This is a genomic window from Flavobacterium coralii, from assembly GCF_019891545.1.
Taxonomy (GTDB): Bacteria; Bacteroidota; Bacteroidia; order Flavobacteriales; family Flavobacteriaceae; genus Flavobacterium; species Flavobacterium coralii.
Genome location: NZ_JAHDIU010000006.1, coordinates 148,812 through 167,888 on the forward strand (window position 1 = coordinate 148,812; position 19,077 = coordinate 167,888).

The 19,077-nt window shown below is 43.5% G+C and carries 18 protein-coding genes; 12 read left to right on the forward strand and 6 right to left on the reverse strand.

What is annotated here, in order from left to right:
- The first annotated feature begins 1 nt into the window (after position 1).
- Together KJK34_RS10725 and KJK34_RS10730 are read left to right on the forward strand one after the other, a co-directional pair.
- Positions 2 to 976, forward strand: a complete 975-nt coding sequence (locus KJK34_RS10725; RefSeq protein WP_223053877.1) for a polyprenyl synthetase family protein — start codon at positions 2 to 4, stop codon at positions 974 to 976.
- Positions 977 to 978: 2 nt separating this feature from the next.
- A complete protein-coding gene (locus KJK34_RS10730) occupies positions 979 to 1,329 on the forward strand; it encodes a hypothetical protein (RefSeq protein WP_223053896.1) in 351 nt (116 codons plus the stop codon).
- Between the two features lie 319 nt (positions 1,330 to 1,648).
- On the opposite strand, the gene KJK34_RS10735 is transcribed toward KJK34_RS10730, so the two are convergent.
- Positions 1,649 to 2,200 carry a hypothetical protein gene (locus KJK34_RS10735; protein WP_236937636.1) on the reverse strand — a complete coding sequence of 184 codons (552 nt, stop codon included), beginning with the start codon at positions 2,198 to 2,200 and terminating at the stop codon, positions 1,649 to 1,651.
- Between the two features lie 118 nt (positions 2,201 to 2,318).
- Here KJK34_RS10735 and KJK34_RS10740 point away from each other — a divergent pair, with 118 nt between their 5' ends.
- Together KJK34_RS10740 and odhB are read left to right on the forward strand one after the other, a co-directional pair.
- Positions 2,319 to 5,114 carry a 2-oxoglutarate dehydrogenase E1 component gene (locus tag KJK34_RS10740; RefSeq protein WP_223053878.1) on the forward strand — a complete coding sequence of 932 codons (2,796 nt, stop codon included), beginning with the start codon at positions 2,319 to 2,321 and terminating at the stop codon, positions 5,112 to 5,114.
- Positions 5,115 to 5,166: 52 nt separating this feature from the next.
- Positions 5,167 to 6,396, forward strand: a complete 1,230-nt coding sequence (gene odhB / locus KJK34_RS10745; protein ID WP_223053879.1) for a 2-oxoglutarate dehydrogenase complex dihydrolipoyllysine-residue succinyltransferase — start codon at positions 5,167 to 5,169, stop codon at positions 6,394 to 6,396.
- 57 nt (positions 6,397 to 6,453) lie between these two features.
- On the opposite strand, the gene KJK34_RS10750 is transcribed toward odhB, so the two are convergent.
- Both KJK34_RS10750 and KJK34_RS10755 read right to left on the reverse strand, forming a co-directional pair.
- Positions 6,454 to 7,218, reverse strand: a complete 765-nt coding sequence (locus KJK34_RS10750; protein ID WP_223053898.1) for an alpha/beta fold hydrolase — start codon at positions 7,216 to 7,218, stop codon at positions 6,454 to 6,456.
- Between the two features lie 2 nt (positions 7,219 to 7,220).
- The gene (locus tag KJK34_RS10755) at positions 7,221 to 7,934 is read right to left on the reverse strand and encodes a pyridoxine 5'-phosphate synthase (protein WP_223053880.1); all 714 of its coding nucleotides are present in this window, start codon (positions 7,932 to 7,934) and stop codon (positions 7,221 to 7,223) included.
- 100 nt (positions 7,935 to 8,034) lie between these two features.
- On the opposite strand from KJK34_RS10755, the gene KJK34_RS10760 reads away from it, so the two are divergent.
- From KJK34_RS10760 to murI, 8 genes are all read left to right on the forward strand, one after another.
- The gene (locus KJK34_RS10760) at positions 8,035 to 8,694 is read left to right on the forward strand and encodes a CBS domain-containing protein (protein ID WP_223053881.1); all 660 of its coding nucleotides are present in this window, start codon (positions 8,035 to 8,037) and stop codon (positions 8,692 to 8,694) included.
- A 9-nt stretch (positions 8,695 to 8,703) separates the two neighbouring features.
- The gene (locus KJK34_RS10765) at positions 8,704 to 9,585 is read left to right on the forward strand and encodes an NAD kinase (RefSeq protein WP_223053882.1); all 882 of its coding nucleotides are present in this window, start codon (positions 8,704 to 8,706) and stop codon (positions 9,583 to 9,585) included.
- A gap of 153 nt (positions 9,586 to 9,738) precedes the next feature.
- Positions 9,739 to 10,422: a type IX secretion system protein PorG gene (porG, locus tag KJK34_RS10770; RefSeq protein WP_223053883.1), complete on the forward strand. Its 684-nt coding sequence runs from the start codon at positions 9,739 to 9,741 to the stop codon at positions 10,420 to 10,422.
- A gap of 2 nt (positions 10,423 to 10,424) precedes the next feature.
- Positions 10,425 to 11,162 (forward strand): undecaprenyl pyrophosphate synthase, encoded by a 738-nt coding sequence (gene uppS / locus KJK34_RS10775; protein WP_223053884.1) that lies wholly within the window; start codon positions 10,425 to 10,427, stop codon positions 11,160 to 11,162.
- The gene (locus KJK34_RS10780; RefSeq protein ID WP_223053885.1) at positions 11,095 to 13,824 is read left to right on the forward strand and encodes a BamA/OMP85 family outer membrane protein; all 2,730 of its coding nucleotides are present in this window, start codon (positions 11,095 to 11,097) and stop codon (positions 13,822 to 13,824) included. Before uppS ends, KJK34_RS10780 begins: the two co-directional genes overlap by 68 nt.
- A gap of 40 nt (positions 13,825 to 13,864) precedes the next feature.
- Positions 13,865 to 15,019: an OmpH/Skp family outer membrane protein gene (locus tag KJK34_RS10785; protein WP_223053886.1), complete on the forward strand. Its 1,155-nt coding sequence runs from the start codon at positions 13,865 to 13,867 to the stop codon at positions 15,017 to 15,019.
- Between the two features lie 37 nt (positions 15,020 to 15,056).
- Complete coding sequence (locus tag KJK34_RS10790; RefSeq protein WP_223053887.1) at positions 15,057 to 15,566, forward strand: OmpH/Skp family outer membrane protein; 510 nt, start codon at positions 15,057 to 15,059, stop codon at positions 15,564 to 15,566.
- Between the two features lie 67 nt (positions 15,567 to 15,633).
- Positions 15,634 to 16,416, forward strand: a complete 783-nt coding sequence (gene murI / locus KJK34_RS10795; protein ID WP_223053888.1) for a glutamate racemase — start codon at positions 15,634 to 15,636, stop codon at positions 16,414 to 16,416.
- A 14-nt stretch (positions 16,417 to 16,430) separates the two neighbouring features.
- Here murI and KJK34_RS10800 read toward each other — a convergent pair whose 3' ends face one another.
- From KJK34_RS10800 to KJK34_RS10810, 3 genes are all read right to left on the reverse strand, one after another.
- On the reverse strand, positions 16,431 to 16,940 hold the full coding sequence (locus KJK34_RS10800) for a gamma carbonic anhydrase family protein (protein WP_223053889.1): 510 nt from the start codon (positions 16,938 to 16,940) through the stop codon (positions 16,431 to 16,433).
- Positions 16,941 to 16,999: 59 nt separating this feature from the next.
- The gene (locus tag KJK34_RS10805; RefSeq protein WP_223053890.1) at positions 17,000 to 17,995 is read right to left on the reverse strand and encodes a PorP/SprF family type IX secretion system membrane protein; all 996 of its coding nucleotides are present in this window, start codon (positions 17,993 to 17,995) and stop codon (positions 17,000 to 17,002) included.
- 236 nt (positions 17,996 to 18,231) lie between these two features.
- The coding region (locus KJK34_RS10810; protein WP_223053891.1) for a T9SS type B sorting domain-containing protein at positions 18,232 to 19,077 on the reverse strand (846 nt) is incomplete at its 5' end.

The window sequence follows — 19,077 nt, forward strand, 5'->3', positions numbered from 1 at the left end:
AATGCAAGCCATAGCGCACTACCAGCAGGTTATTTCTAATTACTTTGACAACTTTTCGTTACAAAAAGAACCTGCAAACCTTTATACACCTATACAATATATTTTATCTTTAGGCGGTAAGCGAATGCGCCCGGTGCTTACCCTTATGGCTGCCGAAGTTTTTGGCGCGAACTGCAAAGAGGCACTGCCCGCAGCTATTGCCGTAGAAATGTTCCATAATTTTTCATTGGTGCATGATGACATAATGGACGATGCACCGCTGCGCCGCGGCAATGTTACCGTACACGAAAAGTGGGATGTAAACACGGGGATACTCAGCGGAGATGCCATGCTTATTTTGGCTTACCAGTATTTTGAAGGATATGAGCCGCAGAAATTCCGTGCACTGGCTAAGCTGTTCAGTAAAACCGCACTCGAAGTATGCGAAGGCCAGCAATGGGATGTGGACTTTGAAGAGCGCAACGATGTTACCATTCCGCAATATTTAAAAATGATTGAATATAAAACCGCAGTACTGGTGGGTGCAGCCATGAAAATGGGCGGCATAGTAGCCGGCACTACCGAAGATAACTGCGGTCTTATTTATGATTTCGGGTTAAACCTTGGGTTAGCCTTCCAGCTCCAGGATGATTACCTGGATGCCTTTGGCGACCCAGAAACATTTGGAAAACAAGTGGGCGGCGATATTATAGAAAACAAAAAAACCTACCTGTACCTAAAAGCCCTGCAGCAAAGCAACGCTTACCAAAAAGAGAGGCTGCTGCAATGGTTTGCCATGCAGCCCGAAGACCCTGCTGATAAAATAGCCGATGTAAAAGAGCTTTTTAAAACAACAGGCGCCGATGCAGCAACCCGAGAAGCCATAGAAGAGTTTACTAATAAAGCTTTTGCTACGCTTGCAAAAATGAATATTGCCGAAGATAAAAAACAACTGCTGCACAAGTTTGGGCTTGGCCTTATGCAACGAAAAGTATAATGATGTTTGTTGCCCCTGCCAATACCGACCTGCTGCTTAGCGAAGCGCAAAAGCAACAGCTATACCTAAAGCTGGTAGAGCAGCTTAATAAAGACTTTGCGCTTGCCAACGAGCCGGTGGATTTCCCCGAAGGCAGCACTCCCATTGAGATAAAGCTGGGGCTGCACGAAAAAATATACCTTTTAATTCAGCATAAGTTTGCCGAATACCTTAACCTGCTGTACATAATTGATGTACCCGAAAAAGAAATTAAATCGCTTAACGGTTCCGATATTGCTGAACTGAGCGAACAGGTGGCTTTTCTTATCCTGAAGAGGGAATGGCAAAAGGTATGGTTTAGGAACAGGTATTGAGGTCTGATGCCGGGTGTATGAAGTCGGATGTTTATAATTCCATTCCGACCTTGCGGAGGAATCTTTTAAATTTGAACACTGGTTATCAAAGCCAGATATTCTAGATATGTCTCAATTCTGCTTTGCTCCATTCGACATGGAATTCAAATAATTATTGTCACCTCGAGCGCAGTCGAGAGGCATTTCCATTCCGACCGTAGTGGAGGAATCATGAATAGTAGGATGAGGGGGTGTCTGATGTCCAATGATATAAAGATGTTCAATTCCGTTTTGCTTCATTCGACACGGAACTTCGACCCAACCCGCAACCCAGCAACCACTAAAAATACACCCTTACAAACGGCAGCAACGCATCGGCATACACAAAATCGTTATCATCAAATAATACATTATAGCGGACGCCCACCGTTACTGGCCCAGTGTTATAACCTGCCCCCAAAAACAAGGCTGTATTCCAGAAGTTACGTTTATTATCGGCATATACTATTCCATCGTCTTCAAGGTAATCCCTGTCATATTCCAGATTCACCCGTAGCTGTTCCAATTCAGCCGAAAGCTGTATTTGCGGCAGCGGGCTGAATATTCCAATCACAGAGCCGCCATACATCGATGATTTATAAACCTCATCAAAACGCACATAATTATACTGCAGGCCAAGGCCGGCACCAACATACTGGTTAAACTGGTAAAGCGCACCCGGGGCTACAAGCACCTGTGTGTAGTTATTACCGAAACCCAACCCGAGGCTACCCCCGAAACGGAGGTTATCATAAGCACTTGCCTGCCTTTGTGCATGCACCTGTGGTGCAGCAGCAATGGCTGTGATGATTATAAAGCATTTCGTTAAAAAACTGAAAATGTTTATTTTCATAGCAGTTGTTTAGTGTATAATTAGTAAGCATAAATATATAAAAAACACTGAAAGATTATTACAATTGTTGTACTTTTGCGTAAAATTTTTCAAACCAAAAGGTCATAAAGACATTAGTATGGACAGGTTTTCATTTTTAAACGCAGCACATACTGCTTTTTTTGCAGATTTATACGAACAATATATAGAAAACCCTGATAGTGTAGAGCCTTCGTGGCGCGCTTTCTTTCAGGGTTTTGATTTTGCCGCAAGCGATTACGGCAGCGGTTTTACCGAAATGGCAGCTCCGCAGGCACAGCAAAACGGCAGCACAGGCATCCAGCCGGTTTCAGATTATTCCGGTATGCCCGAAAAACTACAGAAGGAATTTAAGGTACTCAACCTGATTGAAGGCTACCGTACCCGCGGTCACCTTTTTACCAAAACAAACCCGGTGCGTGAGCGCAGGAACTATACCCCTACGCTCGACCTTGAAAACTTCGGGCTATCATCTGCCGACCTTAACACGGTTTTTGATGCAGGTAAAGAAATAGGGCTTCAAAATGCAACACTGCAACAGATAACAGACCATCTTAAAAAAGTATACTGCAACCACATCGGTATCGAGTATATGTACATACGCGACCCTGAAGTGCGCAAGTGGATACAAAACAGGCTGAGTAATAATGAGAACCAGCCGGAATTTAGTGCCGAGCAGAGAAAGCACATTTTAGAGAAGCTGAATGAGGCTGTTTCTTTCGAAAACTTTTTGCACACCAAATATGTGGGCCAGAAGCGTTTCTCTCTTGAGGGTGGCGAATCGTTAATACCGGCGCTTGATGCACTTATAGAGGCTGCCGCCGATAAAGGCGTAGAGCAGTTTGTAATGGGTATGGCACACAGGGGCCGCCTTAACGTGCTTGCCAATGTATTTGGCAAACCTACTGCCGATATATTCAGCGAGTTTGACGGAAAAGATTATGATGATGATGCCATGTTTGACGGTGATGTTAAGTACCACCTGGGGCTAACATCTGACAAGCTTACGCAAAACGGCAAAAAAATTAATATTAACCTTGCCCCTAACCCGTCTCACCTGGAAACAGTTGGCGCAGTTATAGAGGGTATAGCAAGGGCAAAACAGGATAAATATTTCCCTGACGATAATAAAAAAGTACTGCCAATAGCGCTGCATGGCGACGCTGCCGTTGCAGGACAGGGCATTGTTTATGAGATTGTGCAAATGGCAAAGCTGGACGGTTACAAAACCGGCGGCACCATACACGTAGTTATAAACAACCAGATAGGCTTTACGACAAATTACCTTGATGCACGTTCATCTACCTACTGTACAGATGTTGCCAAAGTAACGCTTTCACCTGTACTGCATGTAAATGCGGATGATGCCGAGGCTGTAGTGCACGCCATGCTGTTTGCACTTGATTACAGGATGGAGTTTGGCACAGATGTGTTTATAGACCTGTTGGGCTACCGCAAGTACGGGCATAACGAAGGTGATGAGCCTCGCTTTACACAGCCAAACCTGTATAAGCTAATTGCAAAGCATCAAAACCCAAGAGATATTTATGCCGAAAAATTAATTACTTCGGGTGTAATTGAAAAGGGTTATGTAGATACACTTGAAAAAAGCTATAAAGAAAAACTGGAAGAAAATCTTGAGGCATCGCGCAAGCGCGACCTTACCATCATTACACCGTTCATGCAGAACGAGTGGGAAGGCTTTAAACAGGCCGGAGAAGATGAGATGATGCATAAGGTAAATACTGCCTTTTCTAAAGAAATAATGGACGACATTGCCGCAGTTATAACAAATCTGCCGGAAGATAAAAAGTTTATCCGCAAAATTGAAAAGCTGATAGACGACAGGAAAAACATGTATGAAACCGATAAGCTTGACTGGGCAATGGGCGAGCTTCTTGCATACGGAACATTGCTTACAGAAGGTTTCAACGTGCGTATATCAGGGCAGGATGTAGAAAGGGGAACCTTCTCTCACCGCCACGCTGTTATAAAAGTGGAAGACTCTGAAGAAGAAGTGGTATTACTGAACAGGCTTAAAGACCAGAATGGTAAATTTACCATTTACAACTCACTGCTATCTGAATATGGTGTTGTAGGCTTTGATTATGGCTATGCCCTCGCAAGCCCTAAAACACTAACAATATGGGAAGCACAGTTCGGGGATTTTTCTAACGGTGCCCAAATAATGATAGACCAGTACATAAGCGCAGCCGAAGACAAATGGAACAACCAGAACGGGCTTGTTATGCTGCTGCCTCACGGCTATGAAGGCCAGGGAGCAGAACACTCAAGCGCGCGTATGGAGCGTTACCTGCAGCTATGTGCCAACAACAATATGTATGTAGCCGATTGTACTACGCCTGCAAACTTTTTCCACCTGCTGAGAAGGCAGATGAAAACCAACTTCCGCAAGCCGCTTATCGTGTTCACGCCTAAGAGCCTGCTGCGCCACCCTGCGGTGGTATCTACCCGCGATGAGCTTGCCAACGGCAGCTTCCAGGAAGTGTTAGACGATCCGGCAGCTAACCCTGATAAAGTAAAAACACTGGTTTTCTGTACCGGTAAGTTTTATTATGACTTAGTAGCCGAAAGAGAAAACCTTGGCAGGGAAGATGTAGCCTTTATAAGGCTGGAGCAGCTTTACCCGCTTCCGGTTGAGCAGATGAAAGAAATGATTGGCAAATATAAAAATGCCGATGATTATGTGTGGGCACAGGAAGAGCCAAGAAATATGGGGGCATACAGCTATATGCTGATGAACTTTACAGAGGTTAGGTTCCGTGTGGCATCGTTAAAAGCATACAGCGCACCTGCGGCGGGCAGCTACACAAGGAGTAAAAAACGCCATGCCACAGCCATTGCAATGGTTTTTGATAAAGATCTTTTTAATTAATATCGTATTTTTGATTTAACAGAGTTAAAAACACCAATAAAATTATACTGACATGATTTTAGAAATGAAAGTTCCCTCTCCCGGGGAATCGATTACAGAGGTTGAAATAGCTACATGGCTGGTTAAAGACGGTGACTATGTAGAGAAAGACCAGGCCATAGCCGAGGTAGATTCAGATAAAGCTACTTTAGAGCTTCCTGCCGAAGCAAGCGGTATCATTACCCTTAAGGCAGAAGAAGGCGACGCTGTTGCTGTGGGCCAGGTTGTGTGCCTTATCGATACGGGTGCTGCAAAGCCTGAGGGCGGTGCACCTGCTAAAGAGGAGAAAAAAGAAGAGGCTCCTAAAGCTGAGGCCAAGAAAGAAGAGCCGAAGAAGGAAGAGCCTAAAAAAGAAGAAAAAACATATGCCAGCGGAGCACCATCGCCTGCGGCACGCAAAATACTTGAAGAAAAAAACATAGACCCTGCACAGGTTAGCGGTACAGGCAAAGGCGGCAGGATAACTAAAGACGATGCTGTAAACGCAAAAGCCTCTATGGGTACGCCAACAGGCGGTAACCGCGGCAGCGAGCGCAGCAAGCTTAGCATGCTTCGCAGAAAGGTGGCAGAGCGCCTTGTTTCGGCTAAGAACGAAACGGCCATGCTAACCACTTTCAATGAGGTTAACATGACGCCTATCTACAAACTGAGAAACGAATATAAGGATGCCTTTAAAGACAAGCACGGTGTTGGCCTTGGCTTTATGTCATTCTTTACCAAAGCCGTTGTAAGGGCATTACAGCTTTACCCGGATGTTAACTCTATGATAGATGGCGACTATAAAATATCTTACGATTTCTGCGATATATCTGTAGCCGTTTCAGGCCCTAAAGGGCTTATGGTGCCGGTAGTGCGCAATGCAGAGGCTTTATCTTTCCGCGGTATCGAAGCCGAGATTAAGCGCCTTGCCACACGTGCACGCGACGGACAGATAACCGTAGATGATATGACAGGCGGTACATTTACCATTTCTAACGGTGGTGTATTCGGCAGTATGCTTAGTACGCCAATCATCAACCCTCCGCAGTCGGGTATATTAGGTATGCACAACATCATAGAGCGCCCTATTGCTGTAGATGGTAAAGTAGAAATACACCCAATGATGTATGTGGCATTATCTTATGACCACAGGATAATAGATGGGCGTGAGTCGGTTGGTTTCCTTGTAGCGGTTAAAGAAGGGCTTGAAAACCCGGCAGAACTGCTTATGGATAACAACCCTAAAAAAGCACTTGAGCTTTAATAATAAAGTCAGTATAAAAAGAAAGCCACGCAAATGCGTGGCTTTCTTTTTAATCAATTATTCCTTTAAAAAAGCCAATGTTTCTGCGAGGAAATCTTCAGGGTTTTCGGCATGCAACCAGTGTCCCGAATTTTTAATGTCTTTAAATTCAGCCTGAGGAAACTGCTTTTTAATATCCTCAATATCTTTATCGCGAATGTAAGCCGATTTGTCACCTCTTAAAAACAGCACCTTACCGTTATATACCACATCTTCGGGTAGTGCCTGGCCTATGTTTTCAATTTTTTCATTAAAAACGTCAAGGTTAAAACGGAAGCCAAGCTGCCCCTGCTCTTTCCAGTACAGGCTCTTCATCAGGAACTGCCTTGTACCGAAATCTTCTACATGCTGCTTCAGTATATCCTCCACATCGCTGCGCGATGGCTTTTTACTGAAATCAACCGCATTAAGCCCGGCAAGTATATCCTGATGATGGGGCCTGTAATACTTAGGCCCGATATCGGCAATTATCAGGCGGTCTGTTTTTTCAGGATATTCAGCCGCAAAAAACATGGCAGCCTTCCCCCCCATTGAATGCCCCATGATGTCGGCTCTCTCAATATTCTTGCTCAGGCAGTAATTGTATATATCAAGTGCCATAGCATTATAATCAAATGTGTCCGAATGGAAACTCCTGCCATGGTTGCGCATATCTACAGCATGCACTTCAAAACCTGCCTCAGCATAGCTGCCGCTAAGGGTTTTCCAGTTGTCGCTCATGCCTAAAAACCCGTGCATAATTATAAAGGGCTTTCCGCTTCCTTCTATTCTTGATTCCAGTATCATTATTTCAGTTTTTGAAGGTACATATTTACGACATTCTCCAGCCCCAGGTATAGTGACTCTGATATCAGCGCGTGCCCTATAGACACTTCCAGCAAACCGGGAATGTTTTCTTTAAAGAATTTTATGTTATCAAGGCTTAAATCGTGTCCGGCATTAATGCCAAGACCAAGGCTGTTTGCTACTTTAGCAGCTTCTATATACGGCTCAATGCCATTTTTATTGCCAAGCCCGTACTGGTGCGCAAAAGATTCGGTATAAAGTTCTATCCTGTCGGTCCCCGTTTCTTTAGCTCCTTCAACCATTGCCGAGACTGGGTCAACAAAAATAGAAGTGCGTATGCCGTTGCTTTTAAACTCCTGTATTACTTCCTGTAAAAAACTTTTATGCTTAATTGTATCCCACCCCGCGTTAGATGTTATGGCATCATCAGCATCGGGCACAAGGGTTACCTGTGTGGGCTTAACTTCAAGCACAAGGTCTATAAACTTTCGCACCGGGTTACCTTCTATATTATATTCGGTGTGTACCACCGGCACAAGGTCGCGCGCATCCTGGTAACGGATGTGGCGCTCATCGGGGCGCGGGTGTATGGTTACGCCCTGCGCACCAAACTTCTGTACATCGGCAGCCACTTTAAGCAGGTCCGGCACGTTGCCCCCGCGTGAATTACGCAGGGTTGCTATTTTATTTATGTTTACACTTAGTTTTGCCATATCTTTGTTAAATGTATTTTTCTACACAAAAATACAAACTTAAAAAGGCAGAATATCCCTCTATTTTGATTATTTTGCATAAATAAAATATTCTACGCTAATGATTGATATTACAGATTTTATCAATAATGATGTAAAACCATTACGTACTACAGATTCTGTTGCAGACGCACAGGACCTGTTTGCCGAATATCCTTTTTCGCACTTCCCGGTGCTGGAAGATGGCATATATGTGGGCAGTGCAGGTGCCGAAGATACCGAGCTTATGGATATAGAAAAGGCAGTGGGCGACAACCGCTACTCATTCGACCGCTTTTTTGTGCGCAATACCACGGTGTGGCTTGATGTGCTGGGCGAATTTGCCAAAAATGAAACCAACCTGCTGCCGGTGCTGGATAAGGATAACAACTATCTGGGTTATTATGAGATAAACGATATTATTACTTTCTTCCACGAAACGCCATTCTTAAAAGAAGAGGGCGGCATTATAGTGGTAGAAAAGAACCTGATAGATTACAGCATGAGCCAGGTGGCACAGATAGTAGAAAGCAATAACGGCAGGCTGTTGGGGCTATTTATATCTGAAGCGAACACTGAAAAGGTGCAGATTACCTTAAAGATAAGCCTTGGCGGCATGAGCGATATTTTACAGACTTTCCGCAGGTATAATTATGAAATTATATCAGAGCACCAGGAAGACACTTACCTGAACACCCTGAAAGACCGCAGCGATTATCTGGATAAATACCTGAACATATAATAAGCCCGCATGAAAATTGCTATTTACGGACAATATTACAAGGAAAATACCGAAGAAATAATTGCCAAAGTACTGGCTGTTTTCGGCTATTACAAACCACAGGTTGCCTTTGAAAGCAATTTTTATGATGTGCTTAAAGAAAATAATCTTTTAAATGAAGATTTCCCTGTGTTCAGTTCTCACAAAGAACTTGATGGCTACAACATGTTCATCAGCATTGGGGGCGACGGCACCATGCTGAGGGCTGCCACTTATGTCCGCGATAAGAACATCCCGATACTGGGCATAAATGCAGGCAGGCTCGGCTTTTTGGCAACCGTACAGCAGGAACATATAGAAGACCTGCTTCCGCTAATTTTTGAGGGGAAATATAAAATTTCGAGCCGCACGCTTTTAACCCTTGATTATGACGGTAAAGACAAAGCCCTCGAAGACCTTGATTATGCACTGAATGAGGTAACTGTAAGCCGTAAAGACACCACCTCTATGATTACCATAGAAACATGCCTAAACGGTGATTACCTTAATTCATACTGGGCTGATGGCCTTATCATATCTACCCCAACAGGCTCTACAGGATATTCATTGAGTTGTGGGGGGCCAATACTAACGCCCGAAGTTAACAGCCTTGTTATTACCCCTATAGCACCGCACAACCTAAATGCGCGGCCACTGGTAATACCTGATGACACTTTTATAGAATTGAAAGTATCGAGCCGTGAAGAGCAGCACCTCGTTTCGCTTGACTCGCGAATCATTTCTATAGATGTAGAAACAACGCTGCGCATCCGCAAAACCGACTTTAACATTAACCTTGTTGAGTTTCCGCAGGAAAAGTTTTTAGATACACTCCGCAAAAAACTCCTTTGGGGCGAAGATAAAAGAAATTAAGCCTAACATTTTTACAGCCCCTGCATACTACACCGGCTGTTCTTCCGTTTTCAAGACTGTGTTATTTGCCAAAATGTGCAGATGCAATGCGTAAAATGATTAATGTAAGGGGTTTTAGAAATCTATATTGTTATATTTGCACCCAATTTTAAAATGATGATCCGGATACTTTTTATAACATTACTAACCTTAACCGCTGTGGGTACCCAGGCGCAGATACACGAAGTAGGTGTTTTTGCGGGTGGAAGTAACTACATTGGCGACGTGGGCCCTACCGACTATATTGCGCCCAAAGAGCCTGCGCTGGGGGTAATGTATAAATGGAACCGCAGCCCGAGGCACTCCTGGAGGGCATCTTTTACCTATGCAAACATAAGCGCTAATGATGCTGACGCCGACTCTCCGGGAAGGGTGCAACGCGATTTTGAATTTGAGAATACTATAAAAGAATTATCTTTAGGGCTTGAATTTAATTTTTTTGAGTTTAACCTGCACGAAACCGAGCCAAAGCTAACGCCTTATGTATATAGTGGCCTTAGTTATTTTTGGTATGACGAAAAGTATATAGAGCCAAATGGCAGGGTTAACACGCAGGACTCTAAAGGAGGGGTAGCAATACCAATGGTAGTAGGCCTTAAAACTAATTTTATAGATGGTTTTGTTATAGGATTTGAAGTGGGGGCACGATATACATTTTCGGATAACCTTGACGGGAGTAACCACAGCGATTACCCCCAGTTTAGCTTTGGCGACCTTGAGAGTAACGACTGGTATGTTTTTACCGGGTTAACGCTAACCTATACCTTTGGCAATAAACCCTGCTACTGCGCAAACTAATTATGAACCAACCTACTATAAATACCGAAAACCTGCCTAAACACCTTGCCATAATAATGGATGGTAACGGGCGTTGGGCAAAGCAAAAGGGAATGCTGCGGGTTTTCGGGCACGAAAACGGTACTAAAGCGGTACGCGAAACAGTAGAATCATGCGCAAGGCTTGGTATTGCTAACCTGACGCTTTATGCATTTTCTACCGAAAACTGGAACCGCCCCAAAATGGAGGTAGATACCCTAATGAAGCTGTTGGTAAGCTCGCTAAAAAAAGAGCTGCCTACCCTTCAGGAAAATAATATCAAACTTATTACAATTGGCAACACCAGCCAGTTGCCCGACTCGGCAAGGAAACAGCTTGCAGAGGTTACAGAGCTTACAAAAACCAACAACCGGATGACGCTTACCCTTGCCCTTAGCTATGGTTCGAGGGAAGAAATTATTTCGGCTGTAAAAGCAATAAGCGAAAAAGTTAAAGACAACACGCTTGCAGCAGAAGACATAAATGAATCTACCATCAACAATCACCTGTACACACACAGCCTGCCGGATGTAGACCTTGTGATACGCACCAGCGGAGAGCAGCGCATAAGCAACTTTCTGCTTTGGCAGATAGCGTATGCAGAGTTTTATTTTACAGATGTTTTATGGCCCGACTTCAGGGAAAAAGATTTACATGAAGCAATTATCAGTTACCAGAAAAGAGAACGCAGATTTGGAAAAACCAGTGAACAAATACAATAAGTTAATGTTTAAAAAAAGCATATTCCTGCTTTTCAGCTTTGTTATATCAGCCCTTAGTTATACTGCCACAGCGCAGGAAACAGAAGGACTGGAGCCCGGAAAAGATTATATAATTGCCGACCTTACTGTTTCGGGGGACTTTACTTATAACCCACAAAACATCATATTATTTACTGAGCTTAGAAAGGGCCAGACAATCCGCATACCCGGCGAAGAGATAAGTAATGCCATAAAAAGGCTTTGGGAACTGGGCCTGTTCAGCGATGTAAACTTTTATGCGGACAGGGTTGAAGGCGACAGCCTTTACCTTGACCTTGTTGTAAAAGAACTGCCTAAACTTAATGAGGTAAAGATAAGGGGCGTTAAAAAAGGCAAGCAGGAAAGCCTTATTAAAGACACACAGCTTACAAAAGGTAAGTACGTAAACGAAAACCTAGTTACCAATACTAAAAACTATATTGAGAACAAGTATAAAAAAGATGGCTATTACAGTGCTAAGGCCAATATTAACCTTACCCCGGCAGATACTACCAATGCCGTTAATATGCTTATAACAATAGACCGTGGCAGGAAAGTACGCATCTCCGACATCGCCATTCATGGCAATGAGCAGCTTAGCGACCGCCAGGTTAAGAAAGCGCTGAAAAAGACTAAGGAGAAAAGCTTCCTGAACCCGATACGTATATTTAAGCCATCTAAATTTATTGGTGAAAAGTATAAAGAGGATTTAACCAACCTTGTAGATAAATACAAAGAGAAAGGTTTCCGTGATGCACGTGTTATTTCAGATACTGTAGTTTATAATCCTAAGAGTAATACTGTAGCGATAGATATTACCGTAGAAGAAGGGCGCAAATACTACTTTGGCGATATTAAATTTTTAGGTAATTCCGTTTATACCAACCAGGAGCTAAATAGCATACTGGGCATCAAAAAAGGTGATGTATATAATGGGGTATTGTTACAGAAAAGGATTGCAGACAAAGACAGGCCGGACGGACAGGATATTACGAATGAATACCAAAATAACGGTTACCTGTTTTCTCAGATTAATGCTGTAGAAGTGCGCACCTATAATGATACGATAGACTTTGAAATAAGGATTAGCGAAGGCCCTATTGCCTACTTTAACAACATTACCGTTGTAGGTAACGACAGGACAAATGACAGGGTTATTTACCGCGAATTAAGCACAAGGCCGGGCCAGAGATGGAATAAGGAAGAAGTGGTTAATACCGTAAGGAACCTTGGTACTATGGGCTTCTTTGACCCTGAAACGATAAGGCCGGAAATTAAAAACGCAGACCCTTCTACCGGTACTGTGGATGTAGAATGGCACGTTACCGAAAAGGGCTCAAGCCAGATAGAGCTTCAGGGCGGCTATGGCGGCGGTGGCTTTATCGGTACATTGGGCTTGTCGTTCAATAACTTCTCTATAAGGAATATATTCAATAAAAAAGCATATCAGCCAATACCAATGGGCGATGGGCAAAAGTTATCGCTAAGGGCTCAGGGTAGTACTTACTTCCAAACCTACAGCTTCTCGTTTACAGAGCCTTGGCTTGGCGGTAAAAAACCGGTTCAGCTTTTCAGCTCGCTGTCACACAGCAGGCAGTTCTTGTACAACTTCCAGACAAGAGATGTTGACAGGTCGCAAAGCTTTACTATATCATCTATAACACTGGGGCTTGCAAAAAGGCTTAGCGGATTGGCCGACAGGGTTACCCTATCGCACTCGCTTACCTTCCAGTACTATGACCTTAACAACTATAACAACGGGCTATTTACATTTGGTGATGGTGTATCGCGCAACTTTGCCTATACTGTAGAGCTAAGCAGGGATAACAGGGGTAACAGCCTTATCTACCCTACTTACGGTTCACTATTTAGCGTAAGTGTAAGGGCAACTCCTCCATACTCACTATTCAATAATGTAGATTATGCCAACCTGAAGAACCTTCCGGAATACAAATACATTTATCAGGGCAATACCTACCAGGATGCTAACGGAGATTTTGTAAACCCGGGCGATTATGTACAGGAAGTGCCTTCGGCTAACAACCCTACACCGCTTCGTGCGCCATCGGTTGAATCTGCTGCTGCAGACCCTGCAAAAGTTGACCAAAAACGATTTAATGTACTTGAGTACTATAAAATTAAGTTTAAAGGTGACTGGTATACAAGAATATATAATAAATTAGTACTCCGTTCTCTTGCTGAATTCGGTTTCATGGGAGCCTATAACAGCGACAGGGGACTGGTACCGTTCGAGAGGTTCTACCTTGGTGGTGACGGCCTTGCTAACTTTGCCCTTGACGGTCGTGAGGTTATACAGTTAAGGGGTTATCCTAACCAGGCATTATCGTCTATATACGGAGGAACAATATATAATAAGTTCTCGTTAGAGCTTCGCTACCCGGTATCGCTTAAACAGCAGGCACAGATATATGTGCTTACTTTTGCCGAAGCGGGTGCGTCTTATGACAATTTTACAGAATATAACCCGTTTGTACTTAAGCGTTCGGCTGGTTTCGGTTTAAGGGTGTTTATGCCTGCATTTGGTTTGCTTGGTATAGACTTCGGGCATGGTTTCGACCCGCTGCCGGGCTCAACGCAGAAGAACGGATGGGAAACGCATTTCATCATCGGCCAACAGTTCTAAAAAACTGGCATGATATTTTCTAATAGGTAACAGTACAGTTATGAAAAAAATATTTTTAGTACTTTTCACAGCTTTGGCGGCATTAACGGCAACGGCACAAAGGGGATTAAAAATCGCCTATATAGACATGGAGTATATCCTTGATAAAGTGCCTGACTATGCCGAGGCTAAAAACCAGCTGGAGCAAAGGGCGCAAAAATGGAAACAGGATATTGAAACTAAAAGAAATGAAATCAATAAACTGAAAGAAAGCCTTGCTACCGAAAAAGCCCTTTTAACCAAAGAGCTTATAGAAGAGCGTGAGGAGGAAATAGCATTTCAGGAAAAAGAACTGCTGGATTACCAGATGAAGCGTTTTGGCCCTACCGGCGATTTAATGACGCAAAAGTCGGTACTGGTAAAACCGATACAGGATCAGGTCTTTAATATTATCCAGGATTTGGCTGAAGCAAGGAACTACGACTTTGTTTTTGATAAATCGAGCGACCTTACCATGTTGTTTTCTGCTAAGAGGCATGACATAAGCGACCTTGTGGTACGCAGGCTTACCAGGACAGCAAGGCAGGAGCAGCTAAGCAATAAAGAGCTTAAAAAGCTGGAAGAGCAGGATGCCCAGGAAGACTTAGAGGCTGACCCGGCTTACCAGGAACGCCAAAAGAAACTGGAAGAAAGGCAGGAGCTAAGGGAAAAAGCGCAGCAGGAGCGTGAAGCAGCCAGGGAAGCCAAGCGCAAGGAGTATGAAGAAAGGCGCCAGCGTATGATTGATGAAAGGGAGGCAAAGCGCAATGCACGTAACGGAGGCACTACAGAAACGCCTGCAACAAACAGCACTGATACTGAAGATGACGCCACCCCTACTAATGAAAACCGCCCAGCCGCAGGAAACCCTGTCCCTAAAAGCAACACGGCACAACCGGTACCGGGAGATAATGGTAAAAGTGTAAAAACAACTGCTACCGAAACCCCTGAAGAAGGCACAGCGGAAGAAGTTAATAAACAAAACGCAGCTCAGGATGCAAGAGCAGAACGCCAGCGTGTTATTGATGAGCGAAGAAAAGCTGCTCTTGAAAAAAGGCAGAAAGCCATAGATGACAGGGAGGCTGCAAGAAAAGCACGCGAAGAAGAAAAAAATAAAAATACGAACCAGGCTGCACCGGCAACAGACAACCCGGACAGTACAGACGACGAAGAATAAGAAACTAAAAACAAAAATTAATTAAATACCTAAAATGATGAAACATCTGAAATCTTTATTAATTGCCGCAGTACTTTTTGTTGGAATGAGCCAAACGGTATCGGCACAGGCTAAAGTAGCACATATAAATGTAGAAGAGCTTATGACTGCCATGCCTGAGATGAAAGCCGCTAATACCCAGCTTGAGAACTACGGAAAAACTTTTGATACAGAGTACAGGGCTATGGTAGAGGAATATCAGGCAAAAATTAAAAAGTACGATCAGGAAGCTGCAACTGTTAGCGATGCTATAAACGAAACCCGCACGCAGGAAGTTCAGGAAATGGGTGCAAGGATTCAGCAGTACCAGCAAAATGCTACTAAAGAAATGCAGAAAAAAAGAGAAGAGATACTAAAGCCAATTCTTGAAAAAGCTAAAAATGCTATACAAAAAGTGGCAAAAGCAAAAGGATACCAGTACGTGTTAGATTCTACTGTAGGAAGCGGCGTTATCGTTGCTGACGGTCCGGACCTTATTGCCGATGTAAAAAAAGAACTTGGTTTTTAATCTGAAATAAAAACGCATAAAAGTGAACGGCTCATAACTGAGCCGTTTTTTTATTTATTTTTGTTTTATGGACAGCAGTAAAAATCCTATTGGCTTATTCGACTCGGGCATTGGCGGCACTTCAATATGGAGGGAAATCAATAACCTGCTGCCAAATGAAGATACTATATACCTCGCTGACAGTAAAAATGCACCATACGGGCAAAAATCCAAAGAAGAGATACTGCACCTCAGTATAAAGAATACCGAATTTTTACTGGAGCAAAACTGCAAGCTGATAGTAGTGGCCTGTAATACTGCTACTACAAATGCCATTAAAGAGTTAAGGGAAAAGTACAGCATTCCGTTTATTGGTATAGAGCCTGCCATTAAACCGGCAGCGCTGCAAACCAAAACAGGCACGGTAGGCATCCTCGCAACAAAAGGAACGCTTAACAGCGAACTTTTCCATAAAACTGTTGCAGGGCTGCACGATATAAAAATAATGGAGCAGGTGGGCTTTGGGCTTGTTCAGCTAATAGAAGAGGGTAAGCTGGGTTCTGCTGAGCTTGATACTCTTTTGGAACAATACCTCAAGCCAATGATCGAGGCTAATATTGACTGCCTTGTTTTAGGGTGTAGCCACTACCCTTACCTTATACCCCAGATAAAAAAAATATTACCTACACATGTTAAGATAATAGATTCGGGAGAAGCAGTGGCAAGGCAGACAAAAAAGATACTAGAGAAAAACAGCCTTATTAATAAGGATAATGATAACGCAAAGCAAGTTTTTTACACAAATGCAAATCCTTCCGTATTACAGATGATAATCGGTAGCAGCTACAAAGTTAATGAAAGCGATTTTTAACCGCTCAGAGAGCTTCATTTAACCCAGGAGGAGTACATAACGTAATTGTTGGAAATGCGCTCAATCTCCCCTGCAAAATCAGACTCATTTATCTCCTTAACTTTTTTTGCAGGAACACCTGCATAAATAGACCCCGGCTCTACAACTGTATTTTGAGTTACAACTGCCCCGGCTGCAATTATAGAGTTACTTCCTATCACACAGTTATCCATAATTATTGCACCCATCCCGATAAGTACATTATCATTAACCTTGCATCCGTGCACAATTGCGTTGTGCCCAATAGAAACATTGTTACCAATTTCTGTGGGGTGCTTTTGGTAGGTGCAATGAATTACTGCCCCGTCCTGAACATTAACCTTATTACCAATTTTTATATAATGCACATCGCCACGCACAACGGCATTATACCATATACTGCACTGGCTTCCTATTGTAACATCCCCGATTATCGTTGCATTTTCGGCAACAAAGCAATCTTCAGGTATCTGCGGATATTTTCCGTTTACTTCTTTTATAACCATACTACAAAAAAATTGTCCCGATAAAATACCGGGACAGAACTAATAATATTACTTTATAATTAATTAACTGCAGGACAATTACAGTCGTATTTTTCTCTTTTACAGAATAGGTTAATACCTAATGTTATCTGGTGGAATCCGCTGTTATCAAACCTTACATCTCCTGTTAGGTAAGAGTAAGTATAAGCAAACATAAAGTTCTTGTAGTTCACACCGATTATCGGGGTAAAGTACTGAAGCCTTTGATCTACAGATCCGCCATCGTTATCTACATACTGTGCACCTTCAAGGCTCCTTCTGTATGAAAGTCCGCCCCAAAGCCTACCAAAGTCAAGCTCCTTATAAACTTTAAGGTTAACATCTATCGTTCTTTCTTTAGTCTCATCTACAGCCTGTAGCATTATAGACGGTTCCCATTGTAAAGCATCTTCATAACCGAAAACATAACCTACACTAAGAAGGTATTTTTTAAGGTTATCACTCTCAATATCTGTATAAAGGTCCCTTTTACTTGCTATAACGTTCTTAGCTGTAAAGTGTGCATAAAAATCAAGATAGTGATAAGAAGCACCTATATCTATATTAAAATAAGAGTCTTTTTGTTGCATCCCACCGTCTATGATAGGGTCAAACTCAGGGCCAAATTCAGTCTCATCAAGTCGGCTTTCAACAAGCCCTGCACTTAAACCGAAAGAAAGCATATTAAGGTCATAATCGCTCCTCGAAAACCTGATGTGGTGGGCATAAGTTGCCTTCGCACCGGTTTGAGAGTGGTATCCGTTCTTGTCATTGAAAGCTATGATACCAATACCGGACTGCTCCCCTACGCTACCGTTAAAGCTAAGCGTCTGAAGCTGCGGCGCATCATCCTGGCCAAACCACTGCTGGCGTGCTGTAAGCCTTATTTTAGCACAATTTGCCGCACCTGCCATTGATGGATGGATGAGATAATAGTTATCAGAAAGATAGTCTGAATAAACAGCAATACCCTCCTGAGAAAAAGACAGCTGTGCTGCAAACAATCCAAAAATTAAGTAAAACTTTTTAAAATTCATGTTGACCTTATCGTTTAATGAGAAATGCGCTTCCTTTTTTATCTGACCAAAAGGCACTGTTATAATCTGTATCCCCTCTCGTTTACAATACCATAACTCAGTACAGCTATATTTTATTGCCTTTTTTTTGCATAGCGGTCAAATATATAAATTTTTGCGTTAGGTTGGTAATTTAATGCTAATATAATTAAAAAAATGCTGCCATTGCTGGCAGCATTTTATATGTAAATCTGCAATTATCGTTTAAGCGAGAAGTGCGCCTTGAACTCGAATGGAAGTTCTACGGTGTCTTCTACCATTATCGGTTCGTTGGTATCAGGATCCCTTACGATCTGGCCATTCGCGCCTCTTAAGGCTACCATACGGGTTACGAACTCTTTATAGGTTACGCTGAACCAGTAGTCATCCGCCGGTAGCGGGCTGCCATTGAAGGTTCCGTCCCATCCTCTGCTCTGCGAGCTGATCTGCTTGATGAGCTTGCCGTAGCGGTCGAAGATGTAGATGAGCGCATCGCCCTGTCCGTTCAGCCCGTAGATGTTCCAGTAGTCGTGGTATCCGTCTCCGTTAGGGGTAAAGAACCTCGGGTAGTCGATGATGCTTACATCGCTCAGGGTGATGGTGTACTCTGCGCACGCGCCTTTGTCCCTGATGTGTACTTCATGCAGCCCCGGTGATACGTTGGTGAACACGTTACTGTCCTGCCACGGGCCGTAATCCAGCTGGTATTCGTACTCGCCATAACCGTCGGTGGTGATGGTGATGGTCTGCTCATCGCTGAAGGCGCCGCTCACGGTGTAGCTGCTCAGGGCAAGGCTGGCAGGGCCGCTCCTTTCTACGGTTACCGGTGCTATCGGGTCGCTGATACAGCCAAAGGCGTTGATGGCTTCTACAGTATAATTACCTGCCTCTGTTACTACATAGGTTGGCTCTGTCGCGCCGGCTATTACCTGGCCGTCTTTATACCAGATGAAGGTATGGGTGGCGTCCAGGCCTGTGTCCAGTACCAGCGGGCTGAGTACTTCGTTGGTGTCAAAGTCCACACATATGGTGCCGCCTTCCAGTTGTGGCTCCGGAAGCTGCTC

Bases quoted from the DNA above. Each gene is read 5' to 3' on its own strand.
- KJK34_RS10740 (WP_223053878.1), top strand. From the start codon at position 2,319: ATGGACAGGTTTTCATTTTTAAACGCAGCACATACTGCTTTTTTTGCA.
- KJK34_RS10730 (WP_223053896.1), top strand. From the start codon at position 979: ATGTTTGTTGCCCCTGCCAATACCGACCTGCTGCTTAGCGAAGCGCAA.
- KJK34_RS10805 (WP_223053890.1), bottom strand. From the start codon at position 17,995: ATGAATTTTAAAAAGTTTTACTTAATTTTTGGATTGTTTGCAGCACAG.
- KJK34_RS10785 (WP_223053886.1), top strand. From the start codon at position 13,865: ATGAAAAAAATATTTTTAGTACTTTTCACAGCTTTGGCGGCATTAACG.
- KJK34_RS10765 (WP_223053882.1), top strand. From the start codon at position 8,704: ATGAAAATTGCTATTTACGGACAATATTACAAGGAAAATACCGAAGAA.
- KJK34_RS10800 (WP_223053889.1), bottom strand. From the start codon at position 16,940: ATGGTTATAAAAGAAGTAAACGGAAAATATCCGCAGATACCTGAAGAT.
- KJK34_RS10725 (WP_223053877.1), top strand. From the start codon at position 2: ATGCAAGCCATAGCGCACTACCAGCAGGTTATTTCTAATTACTTTGAC.
- uppS (WP_223053884.1), top strand. From the start codon at position 10,425: ATGAACCAACCTACTATAAATACCGAAAACCTGCCTAAACACCTTGCC.
- KJK34_RS10735 (WP_236937636.1), bottom strand. From the start codon at position 2,200: ATGAAAATAAACATTTTCAGTTTTTTAACGAAATGCTTTATAATCATC.
- KJK34_RS10760 (WP_223053881.1), top strand. From the start codon at position 8,035: ATGATTGATATTACAGATTTTATCAATAATGATGTAAAACCATTACGT.
- murI (WP_223053888.1), top strand. From the start codon at position 15,634: ATGGACAGCAGTAAAAATCCTATTGGCTTATTCGACTCGGGCATTGGC.
- KJK34_RS10790 (WP_223053887.1), top strand. From the start codon at position 15,057: ATGAAACATCTGAAATCTTTATTAATTGCCGCAGTACTTTTTGTTGGA.
- KJK34_RS10780 (WP_223053885.1), top strand. From the start codon at position 11,095: ATGAAGCAATTATCAGTTACCAGAAAAGAGAACGCAGATTTGGAAAAA.
- porG (WP_223053883.1), top strand. From the start codon at position 9,739: ATGATGATCCGGATACTTTTTATAACATTACTAACCTTAACCGCTGTG.
- odhB (WP_223053879.1), top strand. From the start codon at position 5,167: ATGATTTTAGAAATGAAAGTTCCCTCTCCCGGGGAATCGATTACAGAG.
- KJK34_RS10755 (WP_223053880.1), bottom strand. From the start codon at position 7,934: ATGGCAAAACTAAGTGTAAACATAAATAAAATAGCAACCCTGCGTAAT.